Consider the following 17,428-nt stretch of genomic DNA (forward strand, 5'->3'; position numbering starts at 1 on the left):
AGTCAATCCGCTGCTCGGGCCGACCAGCCTGACGCAGCCTTATCAATCGACCACCAACAGCATCAACACCAACCCCATCTCGGGCGCAAACCTGATCGATCCGGCCAACACCGTATACGGCATCGTCACCGACAACTCGGCGATCATGGTCGCTGCGAAATATACCCTCGACAACGTCCGGCTCTATGCCGGCTTCGAACATATTCTGTACAAAAATCCGGCCCACCCGCTGGGCATCGGCGCCACCGCGCAGGGCGGCTATATCCTCAGCGGGGTGGAGGACAACAACCTCGATTCCGACAAGAACGTCGCGGTGTTCTGGACCGGCGTAAAATACACATACGCCAAAAAGACCGATTTCACCGTGTCGTACTATCACGAATACCAGTACGATTTCCGGATTCCGCAAACCTGAACCCCCAGCTCGATGCGCGCGTCATGCGCCGGCGCGCTGGATGAAGTGTCGTTCTATGCCGACCATCGTTTCAACCGGCGTTTCGACACCTTTGCCGGGATTACCTATTCGGCCGTGACCGGTGGGCTGGCCATCGCCATTCCGCATGGGCCGGGCGTTCCCTATTATCACAACAACAACACCGCACCGGTGGTGGGGGCTCGCTACGCCTTTTGACACCGCGACGGTTCGCCGCGGCTGATCGGGCCCGTCGACCCCACTGCGTACTCAACGCAGTGGGGTCGATACCTCAACTTAAATCACCATCACCTATATCCTCGGCAAGTGTGCAAAATATCATCACGAATAAAGCATGAATTTTCATCGCATTGGCGAATTTTCAGTATTCAATCGGTATTTTTCAAAAAAACTGCAAGTCGTGACTGAAATATTGCGCAAATGAAAAATAAATCAGGAACCTTGCCATGGAACTGTCGTTGGTGTCGAGTTCGGGTTTGTTCAGGGTGTCAAAGGCCAGCCATACCGTGGCCCTGCTCGGAACCACGCTGTGGCTCGGTCTGGCATCCGGCGCTCAGGCGCAAAGCGTGCCGTCCGGCGGCGACGACAGCCTGACGTTTCACGGCATCACGTTATCGGGGATCATCGATGTCGGCGTCCAGCATGACAGCCACGGCGCCCCGGAAAGCGACTATTACCCCGCCGGTACCAATTCGTTCATCACCAAACAGAACAACCGGCCGATCACCGCGGTCGTGCCAAGCGGCCTGGGCCAGTCGAAAGTCGCGTTGGCGGGCAAGGAACCTGTCGACGACGAATTCGCGGGCGTTTTCAAGCTTGAAACGGCGTTCAATCCGACATCGGGCAATCTCAGCGACGGGCCCAAGGCGCTGACCATCAACAACGGGGTGGCGCTCGCGTCGCAAACCATGGCATCGGATTCGAGCTATGCTGGCCAGGCCTTCAACAGCGCGGCCTATGTCGGCATCGCCTCGAAGCATTTCGGCACGATCACGTTCGGCCGCCAGACCAACCTGCTTGCCGACGGGGTCGGTCTTTATGACCCGATGGCCCTTGCGTTGGCCTTCTCGATCATAGGCTATTCGGGCGTCTATGCCGGTGGCGGCAATACCGAGGACCGGCGCTTTGACGATTCGGTGAAATACCTCGTCCAGGTCGACCATGTCCGTGCCGGTGCGCTCTACAAGTTCACCCAGTACAGCGGCGAGGCCAAAACCGCCTATGGCTTCGAGCTTGGCGCGTCGACTGCCAACGGTTCGATCGATGTCTATTACCAGAAAGTTACGGCAGCGGTATCTGCGGCCTCGCTCAGCGCAGCGCAAGTCGGTGCGCTGATGACCGCATGCCCCGGTTGCAGCGTCGGCACATCGCTTGCCGGCACGATCTCCGACAACCAGGCCTTCAGCGTGATGGGATCGTATGTGGTCAAGCTCGTCAGGCCGATCAAACTGTTCGGCGCCTATGAACACATCGAATACAAGAATCCCGCCACACCCCTGAGCGGTGCCACCGGCACGGCGTACAGCACCATCGGTGGCTATACGATCCCCTATGCCGATCTCAACCAGACGGCCTACACCAACCCCAAGAAGCTTCAGGTGTTCTGGCTGGGCGCACAAGTGGCGGTGACCACCCGGCTTGCCCTGCGCCTCGCATATTACAATGTCCACCAGAACAGCTATGCCACCGGCACCCACACCGGTTGCACGACCAGCGCAAGCAGCGGCTGTAGCGGCGACCTCCAGGCGCTTTCGGCGGCTGCGGTCTTTGGCGTCAACAGGCACATCGATGTCTACGCCGGCTTCATGGCCAGCAATGTAACCAACGGCTTTGCCAGCGACTATCTGTTCACCAATGAATTCGCCCCGACAGCAGGCCTGCGCTTGAAGTTCTGACCGACTTCCGGTCCGGCACTCGGCGGTTTGCGGTATCAAGCTCCGCGCGGTTTACCTTTCAGCGATCGGACGCCTGTGCAGGAAAGATCGCGATCAAGCCGATATTGCTATAGCAATGATATGAATAATCCATTGGATCGAGGATTTCAGGGGTCGTAGCCACGGTACTGGCGATCAGGAGCGCCCGGTACGGGGGCCCTGCGACCGTGGCTTGTGGGAGAAGGGTCAATGGCCAGTGTGAAGGCTATCCCGATCGGGCTGGCGGTTGTTGCGCTTGCGGCCGGATGGTCCGCCATGCACGTGGTCCGGGCCAGCGCCGCTTCATCCACGGTGCTTCAACCTGCGCTCTGGACGGTTCCCGATATCGCCAGCCTCCCCGATGATGTCTGGGGCCGCACCGTGCGCAAGGGGCACGATCTCGTCCTGCGGACGGCGGCGCTGATTGGCCCGGGGGCAACCGATCCTGCCCGCCGTTTTGGCGGCAACGGGCTTGACTGTCAAAGTTGCCACATCGACGGCGGTACGAAAAAATTTGGCTTGCCGCTGGTCGGCTCCTTTGCCGCCTATCCCGCTTATCGGGCCAGATCGGGCTCAGTCGGCACGATTGAGGATCGCGTCAACGGTTGCTTAATGCGCAGCCTCAATGGCAGGCCATTGCCCGAAAGTGGCCCGGAGATGACAGCAATTGTTGCCTATCTGAAGTTCCTGTCGACGGGACAACCGGTCGGCCGCTTGACGGAAGGCAGTGGGCCGGGGCTTATGCCCGAACTTGCACGCGCGGCCGATCCCGTGCGCGGGCAACAGGTCTATGCCGGGCAATGCGCGGTCTGCCATGGCGTGCATGGCGAAGGGCAAGGTGGGAGTGGTCAGGGCTATGTGGCCCCGCCCTTGTGGGGCCCGGACAGCTTCAACGACGGTGCGGGAATGGCGCGCCTGACCAATGCCGCGAATTTCATTCACAACAATATGCCCAACGGCACAACATGGGCCGATCCGGCGCTGTCGGTCACCGATGCCTGGGATGTGGCGGCCTATATCGAGACCCAACCGCGCCCGCACAAGGCTGATCTCGATCGGGATTTTCCCAATCGCCGCGAAAAGCCGGTCGATACGCCTTATGGTCCTTACGCCGACGGTTTTCCCGCCAGCCAGCACAAGTTCGGCCCTTTCGCGCCAATCCGCGCGGGCGTTGTCAGGCCCTGATTTTGAAGGAGAACATCATGCGTGCCACTGATCGCCGAGCGGTCATCCAGACGATGGCGATGGCTGCCGGCGCGTTGGCTGCAACCCCGGCTATTGCCGCGCCCGACCAGCCGGGGCAGGTAAGCGCCACGATCGACGAGTTGTCCCGCCGACTCGCCCGCGCGCCCCGCCGCCGTGATTACAAAACCGTGCCGATGATTCTCGATCATCCCGAACAATGGGATCACGAAGCGCTGAGTGATGTCCTGGCCTATGGCGGCGCAGTCAAGCAGGCGTGGGATGTTACCGATCTGGCCGGGCCCTGGCTCAACGCCATGCGCAATTCGCTCAACGGCCAGGTGTTCGGGTTTGGCCATCGTGATTTCCTGGTGGTTTCAGCCACCCATGGCAGCGCCAATCTGGCTTTGCTCGACCAACTGGCCTGGGACAAATACGAGCTTGCCCAGATTGCGCCCAAGGGTTTTGATCGCAACACCCTGATCCAGCCGCGTCCAGCCGCCAGCGCCGATCCGGGCGATATCCAGAACCCACACGGCATCTATTCCGCCGACAACGGCTCTATTCCCGCCCTCCAACAGCGCGGCGCGGTGTTCATGTCGTGCCACAATGCGCTGTGGGAACTGGCGGCAAAGCTGGCGGCAGCGGGCACCAATCCCGATCGTTTGTCGGTCGATGCGCTGGCCGCGGATCTGACCAATCACCTGGTGTCCGGTGTTGTGCTGATGCCCGGTGCGGTCGCGACGCTGCCTGAACTGCAACGTGCGGGGTTCGCATATGCTCGCTAGGCGGTTCGGGTGGGCCGCCGCGTGCCTGCTGGCGTGCTATGCTCAGGCCTTTGCTCAGGCGCCGGGCGATCAGTTTGCCCCGCCGTGGCAACACGGCGCCAACAACGATGCGGCTAACCGTGGTGTCGAATTCACTGTGCCGCAAATCGACGTGCTGGCCGATTTTCATGGCGACCTGACCGATCCCCGGCTCGTACTCTATGTCGGGGGCAATTACTTTTTCGTGATGGCGCCGCTGGTCAAGGCATTCGAAGACGTCAATCCCGCCTACAAGGGTCGGCTCTTTTGGGAAACGATCCCGCCCGGCCTGCTGGTTGAACAGATCAGGGCAGGGGGGCGCATCACCAGCGGCAACATGACCTGGACAGCGCGGGGCGATGTCTACTTTGCCGGGCTTGGCGCGGTGAACCGGTTGATCGACCAGCATCTGTTGACCGGCCCGGCGATCCCTTATGTGACCAACACGTTGACCATCATGGTGCACAAAGGCAACCCGAAGGCGATCGCCTCGCTGGCCGATCTGGCGCGCAGCGATGTGCGGCTTGCGATGCCGAACCCGGAGTTTGAAGGCATTGCCCGGCAGATCCGGGAATCGCTGCTCAAGGCTGGCGGCGAGGACCTGGCCAAAGCGATCTATGACTCCAAGATCGCCGATGGCAGTGCCATGCTTACCCACATCCACCACCGGCAGACGCCGTTGTATCTGATGCAGGGCCTGGTCGATGCGGGCGTCACCTGGCAATCCGAAGCGCTGTTTCAGGAACAGATCGGCAATCCGATAGCCCATATCGATATTCCGGCAGCGCAGAATGCCACCGAGACCTATGCGGGCGCAGTGATTGCAGGTGCACGGCATCCCGACGCAGCGCAAGCCTGGCTGACGTTCATACGTTCACCGCAAGCCATGGTGATATTTGCGCGTTATGGCTTCAAGCCAGTCGAGGCCGCCCGCGCGCGGCGGTGAAGTCATCAAGGACTTCGATGGTCAAATTGACTGGACCATTTGACTGGCGATGGCTGTCATTGCCCGACAATTCATCGCAAATTGAGGTTAAAGTCATCACAATTATCCATAGGATCGATGGGCCGCGCCCCGTGTGCATAGCAAGACAATCATCATGCAATGCGCCCGACAGCCGACATGCGGCCGGCTCTTGCCGCGATCGTGTCCCACTGTGTGGTGCAACTTCGCCGGCGTAGTCAAGGCGATGCCCAGCAAGACCGATTTGATCATCGCTCAATAGCGACACACCTTCCAGCGTCATGTAGTGGGCGCGCTGGACGGCCCATTCATCGTTTTGTTCGAGCAGGATAGCGCCGACGAGGCGAGTGATTGGGTCCTCGTTTGGGAAAATGCACTTTTTCCCAGCAGCGCTTGAACGTTCATCCTATCTTCGATTATCGGCGCTCTCCAAAGGTTTGAGTCTCGCAACCCAACCTTATCCGAAGATCTCCGACGACCACCCGCGAAGCTGACCGGCCGGCTACAGCGCAATTCCGAAAGCGCGCGGCCGGTCAGCTTCGCTACCATCGGAACCTACACCACGTAGGGGGACGCGACCGGTGATCACTGACGGCCCTGTGCAATTTGTGGCAGCAGGATCGCGCACCCAATTGCTGTGCCGAGGCACCAGTTCCACAATGGCGCACGGTAGTGGCCAGTGTCAGGATTAGGAAGGCGCTGTCTGGGCAGTGAGCTGGTGATTGGGGGCGCGGAAATAGAGGGCATGATGCCTAACGACGCCAGCCGCACACATATGAGGCTAAATCATCACCCAAGTCATTGAAAAATGGTGGACACACTTGGGTTCGAACCAAGGACCCGCTGATTAAGAGTCAGCTGCTCTACCGACTGAGCTATGTGTCCATCACTGTCGCGCCAGCCGTGCTGGCCGCGTGGGAAGCGCTCCTCTAGCGATTTTTGGCGGTCTGCCAAGCCCCAATCTGGGGCCTGGGCAAAATTTTTCAGCCGAGCCCGCGCGGGCGTTGGCGGGACCAGCGGTCGACGGCCATGATCGTGCCGATGCAGATCATGTTGGTCATCATCGAAGAGCCGCCGTGGCTGAGGAAGGGCAGGGGGATGCCGACCACCGGGGCCAGGCCCATGACCATCATCATGTTGATGCACACATAGAAAAAGATCGTGGTGACCATGCCTGCGGCAAGCAGGCGGGAAAACCGGTCGGGCGCGCGCAGTGCCACGTTCAGCCCCCAGCTCAGCACCACGGCAAACACCGCCAGCACGAACAGCCCGCCGACCATGCCCCATTCTTCGGCCATTGTCGCAAACACGAAGTCAGTGTGCGCCTCGGGCAGGTAATCGAGATGGCTTTGCGAGCCGTTGCCGAACCCCTTGCCAAAGATCCCGCCTGACCCGATCGCGATCTTTGACTGGGTGATGTGATAGCCCGATCCCAGCGGATCGCTTTCGGGATCGAGAAACACCAGCACGCGTTTGCGCTGATAGTCGTGCATCACGAAAAAGAACATGATCGGCGCGACAATCGCCGCGCCCAGGCCCCCGCCGACAAACAGCCACAGTGGCAGTCCGGCAATGAACATCATCATCAGCGCGCCAAAGCTGATCGCCAGCGCGGTGCCCAGATCGGGTTGCAGCATGACCAGCCCCGCCGGGATCGCCAGCATCACCAGCGGCGGCACGATCGCCCGCCAGGCGCGCACTTCGTTGAGCGGCAACATGGCATAGAACCACGCCAGTACCAGCACGATGCCCGGCTTCATCAGTTCCGACGGTTGCAGCGTCATGAACCCCAGATTGAGCCAGCGCTGGCTGCCGCCCCCGATGCGCCCGATCAGTTCGACCAGCACCAGCAGCGCGCACAGCACGGCGTATCCTGGCAGCGCCACGCGCTTGAACCAGTCCTGCGGCACGCGCGCCAGCAGCATGGCCATCACCAGAAATCCGAAAAAGCGCGCGACATGCATGCCCGCCCACGGGGTCAGGCGTCCGCCCGCCGCCGAATAGAGCACGGTGCCGCCAAACAGCGTCAACGCCGTCAACGGGATGATCACCTGCCACGGCTGGCGCGCCAGCGCCTGTGGCACGTATGCGCGGGGCATCATTGGGTGGTTCCCCCGGTCGGTGTCGGCGCGGGCGCAGCGGGCAACGGTGTGGCGATGGGCGCCGGATCGGGTTCGGGCGCGGGGCTGGCGGCGTCGGTCTGCGGGGTGGCGGGTTCGTCGTCCCGATCATCCTGGTTGGCGGCCTGGTTGGCGGCTTCGTCTTCGGGCGCAGCGGGCGCGGTGGCGCCGTATTTCGCGGCATAGGCGGCATATTTGGCGGCCATGCGCTGTTGCAGCGTGCCGCCCCACTGGCGCTCGTAATCGTCGAGCACGGCCATGGCCTTGGTCTGGTCGAACAGATAGGTCATCACATCGCGCGCGATCGGATAGGCCGCGCCCGAACCGCCGCCGTGTTCGACCACCACTGCGGCGGCATAGCGCGGTTTGTCGAACGGTGCGAAACAGATGAAATGGCCGTGGTCGCGGCGTTTCCATTCGCCGCCCTTGCCATTGCCCATGTTGAGCCCGACGACTTGCGCGGTGCCGGTCTTGCCCGCCATCAGCACGCCAGGGATCGGGATGCGCGCCTTGCCTGCCGTGCCGCGCCCGTTGACCACTTCGTTCATCGCCGCATGCACCAGATCGAGGTGATCCTGGGCAAATCCCATCGAGGGCGGTGGCGGCGCGTGGCGATCCAGCACGATGCGGGGCATATGTTTCAGCCCAGAGGCCAGCCGCGAGACATAGACCGCCTGCTGCAACGGATTGACCAGCATATAGCCCTGGCCGATGGTCGCGTTGACGGTGTCATAGACCGCCCATTCCTTGTGATACTTGCGCAGTTTCCACGCCGGATCGGGCACCGTGCCATAGGATTGGCCGGGGTAGGGCAGGGGAAATTCGCCGCCCAGACCCATGCGCCGCATCATTGTGGCGATGGTGTCCATGCCGATCTGTTGCGCGAAATGATAGAAATAGACATCGCACGACTGATAGATGCCCTTCATCATGTCGGTGGTGCCGTGGCCGTGGTGGTTCCAGCAATGGAACACCCGGTTGCCCACGCGCAGGCCACCCGCGCAATTGACCGTGGCATGCGGATCGAGCCCGGCTTCGAGAAACGACAGCGCGACCATCGGCTTGACCGTTGATCCGGGGGGATAGAGACCGCGCAGCACTTTGTTGCGCAACGGCACATGGTCGTCTTCGGACAGCATCTTCCATTCGATGCGGCCGATCCCGTCGGAAAACGAATTGGGATCGTAACAGGGCATCGACACCATCGCCAGCACGTCGCCGGTCAGGCAATCCATCACTACCACCGACCCGCTTTCCAGCCCCATCCGGCGGGCGGCATATTCCTGCAGGCCGGCATGGATCGTCAATTGCACCGGCTGGCCCGGTACGTCTTCGCGCGTGCCCAGTTCGCGCACCACGCGGCCGCTGGCAGTGGCCTCGACCCGGCGCGCGCCGGGCACCCCGCGCAGGCGAACTTCAAATGCCTTTTCAAGGGCATCCTTGCCGATCTTGAAGCCCGGTGTGATCAACAGCGGGTTGTGTTCGCGCACATAGTCATCGGCCGAGGCAGGCCCGACATAGCCGACCAGATGGCCCACCGCCGCACCCGCCGGATAAAACCGGGAATAGCCGCGCTGCGGGATCACGCCGGGCAATTCGGGCAGGCGCACGCTGACCGCGGCGAACTTGTCCCATTCCAGCTTGCTGGCGACTTCGACGGGTTGAAACCCGCGCGATTTGCCGATCTTGTCCTTGATATCGGCCATGTGATCGTCGGGCAGATCGAGCAGGCCCTTGAGCGTGGCCAGCGTGGCATCGGGATCGATCAGCCGGTCGGGAATCAGATCGACGCGGAAATCGGCGCGGTTGGATGCCAGTGCATTGCCGTTGCGGTCGAGCACCCAGCCGCGCCGGGGCGGGATCAGCGACAGATTGACCCGGTTGCTTTCCGAAGCGGCGCGATATTTGGCGTTTTCGGCGACCGCGAGATAGCCCAGCCGTCCGGCCAGCAACAGCCCCACGCCGCCCTGAACCGCGCCGAGCAGAAACGTGCGCCGTTCAAAGGTCTGCGTCAGCCGCGCGGCGGTCATCGGCAGTTTTTCGCTCTTTTTCATGGCCGCACCGTCACAGCCGTCGCAGCGGCAGCAGGCGCAGCTTGTCGAGCAGCGCGACCAGCCGGTTGACCACCGGGAACAGCACCACGGTCATCAGCCATTGCGGCCCGATCGTCAGCGGCAGCGGATAGTGCGCCGCCACCCCGGCAAGGCCCGAGGCCAGCACCAGATAGGCGCTGAGCAGCACTGCGGCGGCCAGCCAGTCCTGCCGGAACCCGCGCCACAAAAACCGTTCGTCGATCACGTCCATGGCCAGCATGGCCGCCGACCATAGCACGATGGCCGATCCGAACGGCTGTCCACTGAACAGATCATCCCACGCGCCCAGTGGCAATCCGGCCCATACCGGCAGGAAACTGGGCCGCAGCATGCGCCAGGCGAGCAATGTCATGAAGGCGAACGGCGGGATCACCGGGGCAGAGGCGATCACCGGCGAAAATGTCACCAGCGACATCGCCATGATCGACACCCACGGCAGCCCTGCCGCCAGCCATGGCAGCGGCGCGCGGTTGATCGGGCGGCGCGGGGCGACATCGCGCCGGTCGACAAGACGCGTGCTGGCTGGGCGTGCAGTCTGCGCCATGGCTCAGTTTTCGTCTTTCAACGGCGGGCCGGCGGCCTTTACGCTGGCCGCCATCGCGGCAACCGCATCACCCTTGTACGTCGGCAGCACCAGTACATAGTCGGTGGCCGCCGGGTCTGCCGCCAGGCGCCCTTCGGCACCTTCGCGGCGCGCGGTGGCAACCACCGCCACGGGAATGCCGGGTGGATAGATCCCCCCCGAACCCGATGTCACAAACACGTCGCCGGGGTGCAGCGGGTTGTTGCCCATTGTCAGCAAGCGGATTTCGATCCGGCCATTGGCGGCGCCCTGGACAAACCCGGCCAGGCCATCGCCCGCGCGGCGCACCGGCACGACATTTTCGGCATCGCTGATCAGCAACACGCGTGCGGTGTCGCGTCCGGTTTCGACCACGCGCCCGATCAGGCCTGCGGCGGCGCGCACCGGCTGGCCTGCGCGCACACCGCGTGCCTCTCCAGCGTCGATAATCGCATAGCGGCGTGCGCTGGCAGCGGTCGAACCGATCAGTTGCGCGCTGGCAACCGGCGGCAGGGCCGGGTCGACGATGTGCAACAGCGCCTTCAACCGGCGATTTTCATCGGCAATTGCCCGCGCGGTGACGGCGTTGGCGCGCGCGCCTGCCACTTCGCGGGTGAGTTCCAGGTTCTGGTGGCCGGTTTCGAAATAGGCGCCGATCGTCGCGATCAGCCCGGCGCCCGACCGGCGCGCGGTGGCCGAGGCTTCGCCCACCGGCGCCACCACTTCGCTTGCCGCGCCGCGCAAAAAGGCAAAAGCCCCGGGATTGAACAGCGACAGGGCAAGCGCGATCAACCCGACCACGATGCCCACGACGGCAATGACGTAGCCGGTAAAGATGCCGTATTGCGCCCTGCGCGAATAGCCCGGGCGCAAGTCTCGCGACCGCGCCATAAATTCTATTCCCTTTCCGACCGTACCCTGCGCCAGGGCACATGCCCTGTGATGACGCCGGATACGATGAAATTGTGCTGAACGCGCCGAAGCCCGCCCGTCAGGCGGTCATCAGCACGCCGCGATAGATCGGATCTTCCATCGCACGGCCAGTGCCCAGCGCGACGCAGCTCAGCGGATCTTCGGCGACCGACACCGGCAGCCCGGTCTCTTCACGCAAATGTTCGTCCAGCCCGCGGATCAGCGCGCCGCCACCGGTCAGCACGATGCCCTGATCGACGATATCGGCCGCGAGTTCGGGCGCGGTGTTTTCCAGCGCAATACGCACGCCTTCGACAATCGCGCCGATCGGTTCGGACAACGCTTCGGCGATATTGGCCTGGCTGATCACGATTTCCTTGGGCACGCCGTTGACCAGGTCGCGGCCCTTGATGTGGATCGCTTCGCCGATCCCGTCGGCCGGGGTCGTGGCGATGCCATAATCCTTCTTGATGCGTTCGGCGGTCGCTTCGCCGATCAGCAGGTTGTGGTGGCGGCGCACATAGGACACGATCGCTTCGTCCATCTTGTCGCCGCCGACCCGCACCGAGGTGGTATAGGCCAGACCGCGCAGGCTCAGCACTGCGACTTCGGTGGTGCCGCCGCCGATGTCGACCACCATCGAACCGACCGGTTCGGTGACCGGCATGTCGGCGCCGATCGCGGCGGCCATCGGTTCGAGGATCAGGAACACCTGGCTGGCGCCCGCGTTGCTGGCGGCATCGCGGATCGCGCGGCGTTCGACCGACGTCGAGCCCGAGGGCACGCAAATGACGATTTCGGGGTAGCGCAATACGCTTTTCTTGCCGTGCACTTTCTGGATGAAGTGCTTGATCATCGCCTCGGCCACTTCGATGTCGGCGATCACGCCATCGCGCAAGGGGCGGATCGCTTCGATGTTGTCGGGGGTCTTGCCCATCATCATCTTGGCGTCGTCGCCGACGGCCTTCACGCGCTTGACGCCGTTGATAGTCTCGATCGCCACGACCGAGGGTTCGTTGAGCACGATTCCGCGATCCTGCACATAAACCAGCGTGTTGGCGGTGCCGAGGTCGATCGCAATGTTCTGCGAGCCGAATTTGAAGAATCGTGAAAACATCGAGGCCATTACAAAATCCGTCGAATCAGCGGGTTGGCTGGCAGACGCCGGCCGCTCCGAAACTTGGGTGCACACGCGAAGGCGCCCCATTAGCGCATGGCTTGCGCAAAACCCATACATTTGTGACTCGGATTTCGGGATAACCTGCGCCACCTGTCTCGAAAATCCACGGGTTCGGCGCTAGGCTTGCATGATGGTGCCCGAAACCCGACAGATCCGCAGGCTTCCCGAACAGCTCGTCAACCGCATCGCGGCGGGTGAAGTGGTCGAACGGCCGGCCAGCGCGCTGAAGGAACTGGTCGAAAACGCCATCGATGCGGGGGCCACCCATATCGCGGTGCGGCTGTCCGAAGGCGGGCTGTCGCTGATCGAGGTGAGCGATGATGGCTGCGGCATGCGCGCCGACGAGATCGCGCTGGCGCTGGAACGCCATGCCACATCGAAACTGCCGGAAAGCCTGATCGGTGCCGATTCGGCGCTCGAACGCGTGGTCACGCTGGGCTTTCGCGGCGAGGCGCTGCCCTCGATCGCCTCGGTCGCGCGGCTGTCGATCGAAAGCCGATCGCGTGAGACGGGCGAGGCTTGGCGGCGGGTGGTCGATCATGGTGAGCTGATCGCCGATGGCCCTGCCGCGTTGCCGCCGGGCACGCGGGTGCGGGTGGAGGACTTGTTTGGCCGGGTGCCTGCGCGGCGCAAGTTTCTGCGCTCGGCACGATCGGAATGGGCGGCGGCGCTCGATGTGGTGCGCCGGCTGGCGATGGCGCGGCCCGATATCGGCTTTACGCTGGAATATGACGGGCGCCGCGCGCTGCAGGTGCAGCCGGGCGAACGGCTCGATGTACGGGTGGCGCAACTGGTGGCGCGCGATCTGCCGGCCAATTCGGTCGCGGTCGATCTGGCGCGCGGGGATTACCATCTGGTCGGGGTGGCCGGGCTGCCGACCTGGAACCGGGGCGTGGCCGATCACCAGTACCTGTTCGTCAACGGGCGCCCGGTCAAGGATCGCCTGTTGATCGGTGCGGTGCGCGGTGCCTATGCCGACATGCTGGCGCGCGACCGCCATGCCGTGCTGGCGCTGTTCCTGACGCTGCCGGCCGAAGATGTCGATGTGAATGTCCACCCGGCCAAGACCGAAGTGCGGTTTCGCGATGCGGCGCTGGTGCGCGCGATGATCGTCACCGGGCTGCGCCAGGCGCTGACCGAGGGCGACCGCCGATCGGTACAGACCCCCGATCGCGCGGCGATGCAGGCCTGGCAGGTTGAGCCGGTGGTGCCTGTGGCGCCGCTGGCGGCACCGCAATCCAGCCTGTTTGCCGCCGCTGCATCGCCGCGTCTGGGCGAGGCTGGCGCTGCGTGGCGCGGCTATGAAGCGGCGGTGATGGCGCGTGCGGAGCCCGCCGCGCTGCCGGTGCCCGAGGCGCAGGCGCATCCGCTGGGCGTGGCGCGCGGGCAGGTTGCGCGGACCTATATCGTGGCCGAGGCGGACGATGGGCTGGTGCTGGTCGACCAGCATGCTGCGCACGAGCGGCTGGTGCTCGAACGGCTGCGCGCGGCGGGGGCCGGGCAGGGTGACGCCCCGGCGCAGGCGCTGCTGCTGCCCGAAGTGGTGGAACTCGACGAACCCGATTGCGACCGGATCGAGGAAGCCGCCGCAGAGCTGGCGCGGTTCGGGCTGGTGGTCGAACGGTTCGGGCCTGCGGCGGTGCTGGTGCGTGCGGTTCCGGCCGCGCTGGGCAAGGGCGATCCGCAGGCGCTGGTGCGTGATGTGGCCGACGATCTGGCGCGTAACGGCGCCAGCCTGCTGGTGGGCGAACGCATCGATCTGGTGCTGGCAACAATGGCCTGCCATGGTTCGGTGCGGGCCGGGCGCGTGCTGTCGGTGGCGGAAATGAACGCGCTGTTGCGCGAAATGGAGGCGACACCGCGGTCGGGCCAGTGCAATCACGGTCGGCCAACGTGGATCAAGCTGGCCCATGGGGATATCGAAAAACTGTTCGGGAGGGGATGATGCGCAGACCTGTGATGGCCATGATGGTGCTGGCGCTGGGCGCCTGTTCGGGCCAGAATCCGACCCAAAAGCCTTCAATGCCGCAACTGGCGTTACAGCCGATCCTCTATCCCGACATGACGCAGAACAAGCTCTACGGCCCGGCATGCAATTTCGTCGCGGCCAACGGCGGGATGGGGGCGGTGTTTCTGGCGCAGGCGGATCGCGGTATTTTGAAGCTTGACGACCATGTCGTGATCATCCCGCTGGCCAGCGACGGCGCCACGCTGCCCCAGGGCGCACACACGCATTACGCAGGGCCGCTCTATGCGGCGACTTTGCGGCCAGCGCCCGGCAGTGCGCCCAAGGCGCGCGGTGCGCTGATCATCCTGCGGGGACATCTGTCGATCACCGATGCCAAGGCGCAACCGGTCTATGATGCGGATGGCGACATCCAGTGTCGCCCGAGCTGATCGGCGGCGGAATGCTCCACCGCCGAACGCCGTTGTCGATCAGGGTTTGCAGTGATCGGCGCAACCGGTGACCGGTTGCGGTGCGACCGGCGGCGTGGTCTGCTTGGGTGCGTGGGGATGATGCGGCCGATGATGGCGATGGTGATGATGATGGCGGGCGAACGCCGGATTGGCTGTCAGCATCAGCGCCGCGCCAAGAGATATGCCCACGATTTTCGCAACTGTTGAACGCATTCCAGCGGTCCCTCTGCAACTGCCCCCGGAAATCGCCGAAAGGCCCCGGAGCCAAACTAGAGCAGACCCATCCCGACCAGCAAGCGTTTAAATCTGGCCTGGCCGCGTAGCGGATCGAGCATCGGTTCGACCAGCGCCCAGGCAAGCCCGGGGGTGTTGGCCGCGCGCGCCTTTTCCAGCGCGTCGAGCGCCCGGTCGGTCTCGCCCCATTGGGCCAGCACCATCGCCTGCAGGTAGAGCGTGGCATCCCCGAACTTGTGCGCCAGCATGTCCAGCGATTGCCGTGCGGCGGGCATCGCTTTCAACCGGCGATCGACTAGTGCCAGCCCGGTCAGCCTTTGACGCTCGTCGGGTTCGGCAACAAAGGCTGCGCGCGCTGCCGTCAGTTCGCCCTGACACAACAGGGCAAAACCCAGACTCGATTGCGCATGGCTGAGCCCGGGGCTCATCGCCAGCGCCTGACCGAACAAGCGCGCGGCCTCGGCAAAGCGTTTGGCGCAATAGAGGAACAAGCCCTTGCTTTCGTAAGTCAGGGGATTGAGCCGATCGAGATCGATCTTGCGCTCAATCGCGGCAATGCCTTCAGCCAGGCGCCCCGTTCTGGCGGCGAAATAGGCATATTGGCCCAGGACTTCGCTATCCATCGGGCCCAGCGTGTGCGCCTTTTCGTAAAACGGCCGGGCGGCGCGGAAATCGTGGCGTGAATAGAGCGTCTCTTCGCCCAGTACCAGCCAGCCATAGGCATAGCGCGGTGCCAGTTCGACCGCGCGGCGCGCCGATCCCATGGCATCGGCGTGGAGCGCGGCCAATTGGTCGGCGGGGGCATATTCGCTGGCAATGTCGAGCAGCGTGTCGGCGCGCATGGCGTGCGCCTGCGCATAATTGGGGTCTGCGGCGATGGCCGCGTCGAAACTGGCCAGCGCCTTACGGTCGGCATCTTCGCCGGTATCGCTGTTGTAATAGGCCCGGCCCCGCAGAAAGGCGTCATAGGCGGCCACCACCGCCGTGCCCGATTTGAGCAGCGTGGCGGCGGCGGCGGGGATCTGGCCGGTGATCGCCTGGATCACGGTGGAGGCAATCTCGCTCTGGACGGCAAAGATGTCGCGCATCTGCCGGTCATAGCTTTGCGACCACTTGGTCATGCCGGTGCGCACTTCGATCAGTTCGTTGGTGATGCGCAAGGTATCGCCCGCGCGGCGGACGCTGCCATCGAGCAGCCAGGCCACACCCAGTGCATCACCGATCGTCCTGGCGTCGGCTTCGTGGTTGCGGAAATGGTCCGACGATATTTGCGCGGCCACCTTGAAGCCGCCGACTTCGGCCAGTTTTGCGCGCATTTCCTCGGACAGCCCGTCGGAGAAATAGCTCTGTTCGGGATCGCCGCTGAGATTGGCGAACGGCAGGACGGCAATGCTGCCATCGGGCGCGCCGTGTGCACCAAGCACGCGCCACGCAGCATAGCCGCCGCCCAGCGCGGCAACTGCGCTGCCCGTGCCGAACAGCAGGGCCCGCCGGCCGAGCGTGGCGCGCAGCGCCGAGGGTCGCGCGCGGGCGTCGGGCGAGGGCGTGGCGCGCGCCGTGCCACCCGCCGCAATCGCGCTGACCAGCGCGGCAATCTCTGGCGCCTGCGCCGATCCGCGCCATTTGCTGAAATCGATGAAATGGTACTGGCGAAACCCCAGCGGTGGCAATGTGCCGTCGAGCGAGATCGGCACCAGCCGCCCGCGATCACGCCCGTGCGAGGCCTCGTCACGCACCCAGTCGGACGCGACCGAATGCACCGACCAGGCGACAATCACCACATCGGCCAGATCGAGCGCGCTCTCGATGCTTTTGGCAAAAGCCTCGCCGCCCTCGATCAGCGCATCCCACCAGACCTGGTGCCCGGCCTCGGTCAGCACGCGGGTCAGCGGATCGATGCGTTCGCGGTCGGCGCGCGCGTAGCTGATGAACAGAATTCGACCGCGCTGGCCGGATGGTACCATCGTCATCGTCCGCGACCGGTCTGTCCCGGCACACAGGCGCAGGGCGTCACAATGCGCATGCAATCCTTCCGCTCAGGTATGGCTGACGGGCGACCTGTTCCCCATAAGTCCCCGATCCGAAACGGACTAAATCACGCCGGGCCGGAAGCGTCAACGCCCCAGCGAGGTACAACGCCTGACAGATTACAAGTCGGTTCCCGCCGGATCGCGGGTGCGGATCATCGCCCGGCTGGTCATGCTCATCACCATGACGTTGTCCTGGTTGAACACCCGTGTGGCTGTCCTGAAGATGCCGCGATCGGGCTTGGTCGCGCTGCGGCGTTTTTCCAGCAATTCGGTTTCGACGCTCAGCGTGTCGCCGGGATAGACCGGGCGCAGCCAGCGCACGTCATCGACGCCGGGCGAACCCAATCCCTGATGGCCGGTGTCGCGATGGCGTTCGACCAGCATTGCCATGGTCATCGCGCACGTGTGCCAGCCGCTGGCCGACAGCCGCCCGAAATGGGTCGCCGCCGCAGCCGCGTCATCGAGGTGGAACGGCTGCGGATCGTATTTCGACGCAAATGCGATGACCTCTTCGCGGGTAACCGCATAGGCGCCGAACCGGTGGATTTCGCCCACCACCAGATCTTCATAGAACTGCATCG

General features: G+C 63.8%; 15 protein-coding genes, 1 tRNA gene and 1 pseudogene. 8 read left to right on the forward strand and 9 right to left on the reverse strand.

All coding sequences use genetic code 11. The annotated features are described in order from the left end of the window. The 6 genes from AQZ49_RS22550 to AQZ49_RS09865 form a co-directional block, all read left to right on the forward strand. Window positions 1-415 (forward strand): hypothetical protein (locus AQZ49_RS22550; RefSeq protein WP_197410995.1); only part of this gene is annotated, 415 nt, incomplete at its 5' end. Between the two features lie 12 nt (window positions 416-427). Then, window positions 428-631, forward strand: a complete 204-nt coding sequence (locus AQZ49_RS09845; RefSeq protein WP_067615115.1) for a hypothetical protein — start codon at window positions 428-430, stop codon at window positions 629-631. 248 nt (window positions 632-879) lie between these two features. Beyond that, window positions 880-2,328: a porin gene (locus AQZ49_RS09850; protein ID WP_067615116.1), complete on the forward strand. Its 1,449-nt coding sequence runs from the start codon at window positions 880-882 to the stop codon at window positions 2,326-2,328. Window positions 2,329-2,622: 294 nt separating this feature from the next. Beyond that, window positions 2,623-3,531 (forward strand): c-type cytochrome, encoded by a 909-nt coding sequence (locus tag AQZ49_RS22985; protein ID WP_369819112.1) that lies wholly within the window; start codon window positions 2,623-2,625, stop codon window positions 3,529-3,531. A gap of 17 nt (window positions 3,532-3,548) precedes the next feature. After that, entirely contained in the window at window positions 3,549-4,316 is a 768-nt protein-coding gene (locus AQZ49_RS09860; protein ID WP_067615118.1) for a thiosulfate dehydrogenase, read from the forward strand. Continuing rightward, a complete protein-coding gene (locus AQZ49_RS09865) occupies window positions 4,306-5,280 on the forward strand; it encodes a molybdate ABC transporter substrate-binding protein (protein WP_082701689.1) in 975 nt (324 codons plus the stop codon). Before AQZ49_RS09860 ends, AQZ49_RS09865 begins: the two co-directional genes overlap by 11 nt. A 259-nt stretch (window positions 5,281-5,539) precedes the next feature. Here the strand turns inward: AQZ49_RS09865 and AQZ49_RS22285 are convergent. The 7 genes and pseudogenes from AQZ49_RS22285 to AQZ49_RS09895 all read right to left on the reverse strand — a co-directional run. After that, window positions 5,540-5,671, reverse strand: a pseudogene (locus AQZ49_RS22285) (IS256 family transposase); the annotation flags it as partial. A 436-nt stretch (window positions 5,672-6,107) separates the two neighbouring features. Beyond that, window positions 6,108-6,183, reverse strand: a tRNA-Lys gene (locus AQZ49_RS09870). A 98-nt stretch (window positions 6,184-6,281) separates the two neighbouring features. Next, window positions 6,282-7,397, reverse strand: coding sequence for a rod shape-determining protein RodA (rodA, locus tag AQZ49_RS09875; protein ID WP_067615414.1), 1,116 nt, complete (start codon window positions 7,395-7,397; stop codon window positions 6,282-6,284). Further along, complete coding sequence (gene mrdA / locus AQZ49_RS09880; RefSeq protein WP_067615120.1) at window positions 7,397-9,472, reverse strand: penicillin-binding protein 2; 2,076 nt, start codon at window positions 9,470-9,472, stop codon at window positions 7,397-7,399. Before mrdA ends, rodA begins: the two co-directional genes overlap by 1 nt. A gap of 10 nt (window positions 9,473-9,482) precedes the next feature. After that, on the reverse strand, window positions 9,483-10,055 hold the full coding sequence (locus AQZ49_RS09885; RefSeq protein ID WP_067615121.1) for a rod shape-determining protein MreD: 573 nt from the start codon (window positions 10,053-10,055) through the stop codon (window positions 9,483-9,485). 3 nt (window positions 10,056-10,058) lie between these two features. Continuing rightward, complete coding sequence (mreC, locus tag AQZ49_RS09890; protein WP_067615122.1) at window positions 10,059-10,964, reverse strand: rod shape-determining protein MreC; 906 nt, start codon at window positions 10,962-10,964, stop codon at window positions 10,059-10,061. A 100-nt stretch (window positions 10,965-11,064) separates the two neighbouring features. Next, window positions 11,065-12,111, reverse strand: coding sequence for a rod shape-determining protein (locus AQZ49_RS09895; RefSeq protein WP_067615123.1), 1,047 nt, complete (start codon window positions 12,109-12,111; stop codon window positions 11,065-11,067). A gap of 184 nt (window positions 12,112-12,295) precedes the next feature. Here AQZ49_RS09895 and mutL point away from each other — a divergent pair, with 184 nt between their 5' ends. Together mutL and AQZ49_RS09905 are read left to right on the forward strand one after the other, a co-directional pair. Then, window positions 12,296-14,110: a DNA mismatch repair endonuclease MutL gene (gene mutL / locus AQZ49_RS09900; RefSeq protein WP_067615416.1), complete on the forward strand. Its 1,815-nt coding sequence runs from the start codon at window positions 12,296-12,298 to the stop codon at window positions 14,108-14,110. After that, window positions 14,107-14,562 carry a hypothetical protein gene (locus AQZ49_RS09905; RefSeq protein ID WP_156428234.1) on the forward strand — a complete coding sequence of 152 codons (456 nt, stop codon included), beginning with the start codon at window positions 14,107-14,109 and terminating at the stop codon, window positions 14,560-14,562. Before mutL ends, AQZ49_RS09905 begins: the two co-directional genes overlap by 4 nt. Window positions 14,563-14,852: 290 nt before the next feature. Here AQZ49_RS09905 and AQZ49_RS09910 read toward each other — a convergent pair whose 3' ends face one another. Then, window positions 14,853-16,787: a TIR domain-containing protein gene (locus AQZ49_RS09910; protein ID WP_067615125.1), complete on the reverse strand. Its 1,935-nt coding sequence runs from the start codon at window positions 16,785-16,787 to the stop codon at window positions 14,853-14,855. Window positions 16,788-16,964: 177 nt separating this feature from the next. Next, window positions 16,965-17,426: a MaoC family dehydratase gene (locus AQZ49_RS09915; protein WP_067615126.1), complete on the reverse strand. Its 462-nt coding sequence runs from the start codon at window positions 17,424-17,426 to the stop codon at window positions 16,965-16,967. Between the last annotated feature and the right edge of the window lie 2 nt (window positions 17,427-17,428).

Origin of the sequence: Novosphingobium sp. FSW06-99, assembly GCF_001519065.1 — a bacterium.
In the GTDB taxonomy this organism is placed as follows: domain Bacteria; phylum Pseudomonadota; class Alphaproteobacteria; order Sphingomonadales; family Sphingomonadaceae; genus Novosphingobium.

What these genes read in the sequence shown, in the direction of transcription:
- mutL (WP_067615416.1), top strand. Translation starts at nt 12,296, where the DNA reads ATGGTGCCCGAAACCCGACAGATCCGCAGGCTTCCCGAACAGCTCGTC.
- rodA (WP_067615414.1), bottom strand. Translation starts at nt 7,397, where the DNA reads ATGCCCCGCGCATACGTGCCACAGGCGCTGGCGCGCCAGCCGTGGCAG.
- AQZ49_RS22985 (WP_369819112.1), top strand. Translation starts at nt 2,623, where the DNA reads ATGCACGTGGTCCGGGCCAGCGCCGCTTCATCCACGGTGCTTCAACCT.
- mrdA (WP_067615120.1), bottom strand. Translation starts at nt 9,472, where the DNA reads ATGAAAAAGAGCGAAAAACTGCCGATGACCGCCGCGCGGCTGACGCAG.
- AQZ49_RS09910 (WP_067615125.1), bottom strand. Translation starts at nt 16,787, where the DNA reads ATGACGATGGTACCATCCGGCCAGCGCGGTCGAATTCTGTTCATCAGC.
- AQZ49_RS09850 (WP_067615116.1), top strand. Translation starts at nt 880, where the DNA reads ATGGAACTGTCGTTGGTGTCGAGTTCGGGTTTGTTCAGGGTGTCAAAG.
- AQZ49_RS09895 (WP_067615123.1), bottom strand. Translation starts at nt 12,111, where the DNA reads ATGGCCTCGATGTTTTCACGATTCTTCAAATTCGGCTCGCAGAACATT.
- AQZ49_RS09905 (WP_156428234.1), top strand. Translation starts at nt 14,107, where the DNA reads ATGATGCGCAGACCTGTGATGGCCATGATGGTGCTGGCGCTGGGCGCC.
- AQZ49_RS09915 (WP_067615126.1), bottom strand. Translation starts at nt 17,426, where the DNA reads ATGCAGTTCTATGAAGATCTGGTGGTGGGCGAAATCCACCGGTTCGGC.
- AQZ49_RS09885 (WP_067615121.1), bottom strand. Translation starts at nt 10,055, where the DNA reads ATGGCGCAGACTGCACGCCCAGCCAGCACGCGTCTTGTCGACCGGCGC.
- AQZ49_RS09860 (WP_067615118.1), top strand. Translation starts at nt 3,549, where the DNA reads ATGCGTGCCACTGATCGCCGAGCGGTCATCCAGACGATGGCGATGGCT.
- AQZ49_RS09845 (WP_067615115.1), top strand. Translation starts at nt 428, where the DNA reads ATGCGCGCGTCATGCGCCGGCGCGCTGGATGAAGTGTCGTTCTATGCC.
- mreC (WP_067615122.1), bottom strand. Translation starts at nt 10,964, where the DNA reads ATGGCGCGGTCGCGAGACTTGCGCCCGGGCTATTCGCGCAGGGCGCAA.
- AQZ49_RS09865 (WP_082701689.1), top strand. Translation starts at nt 4,306, where the DNA reads ATGCTCGCTAGGCGGTTCGGGTGGGCCGCCGCGTGCCTGCTGGCGTGC.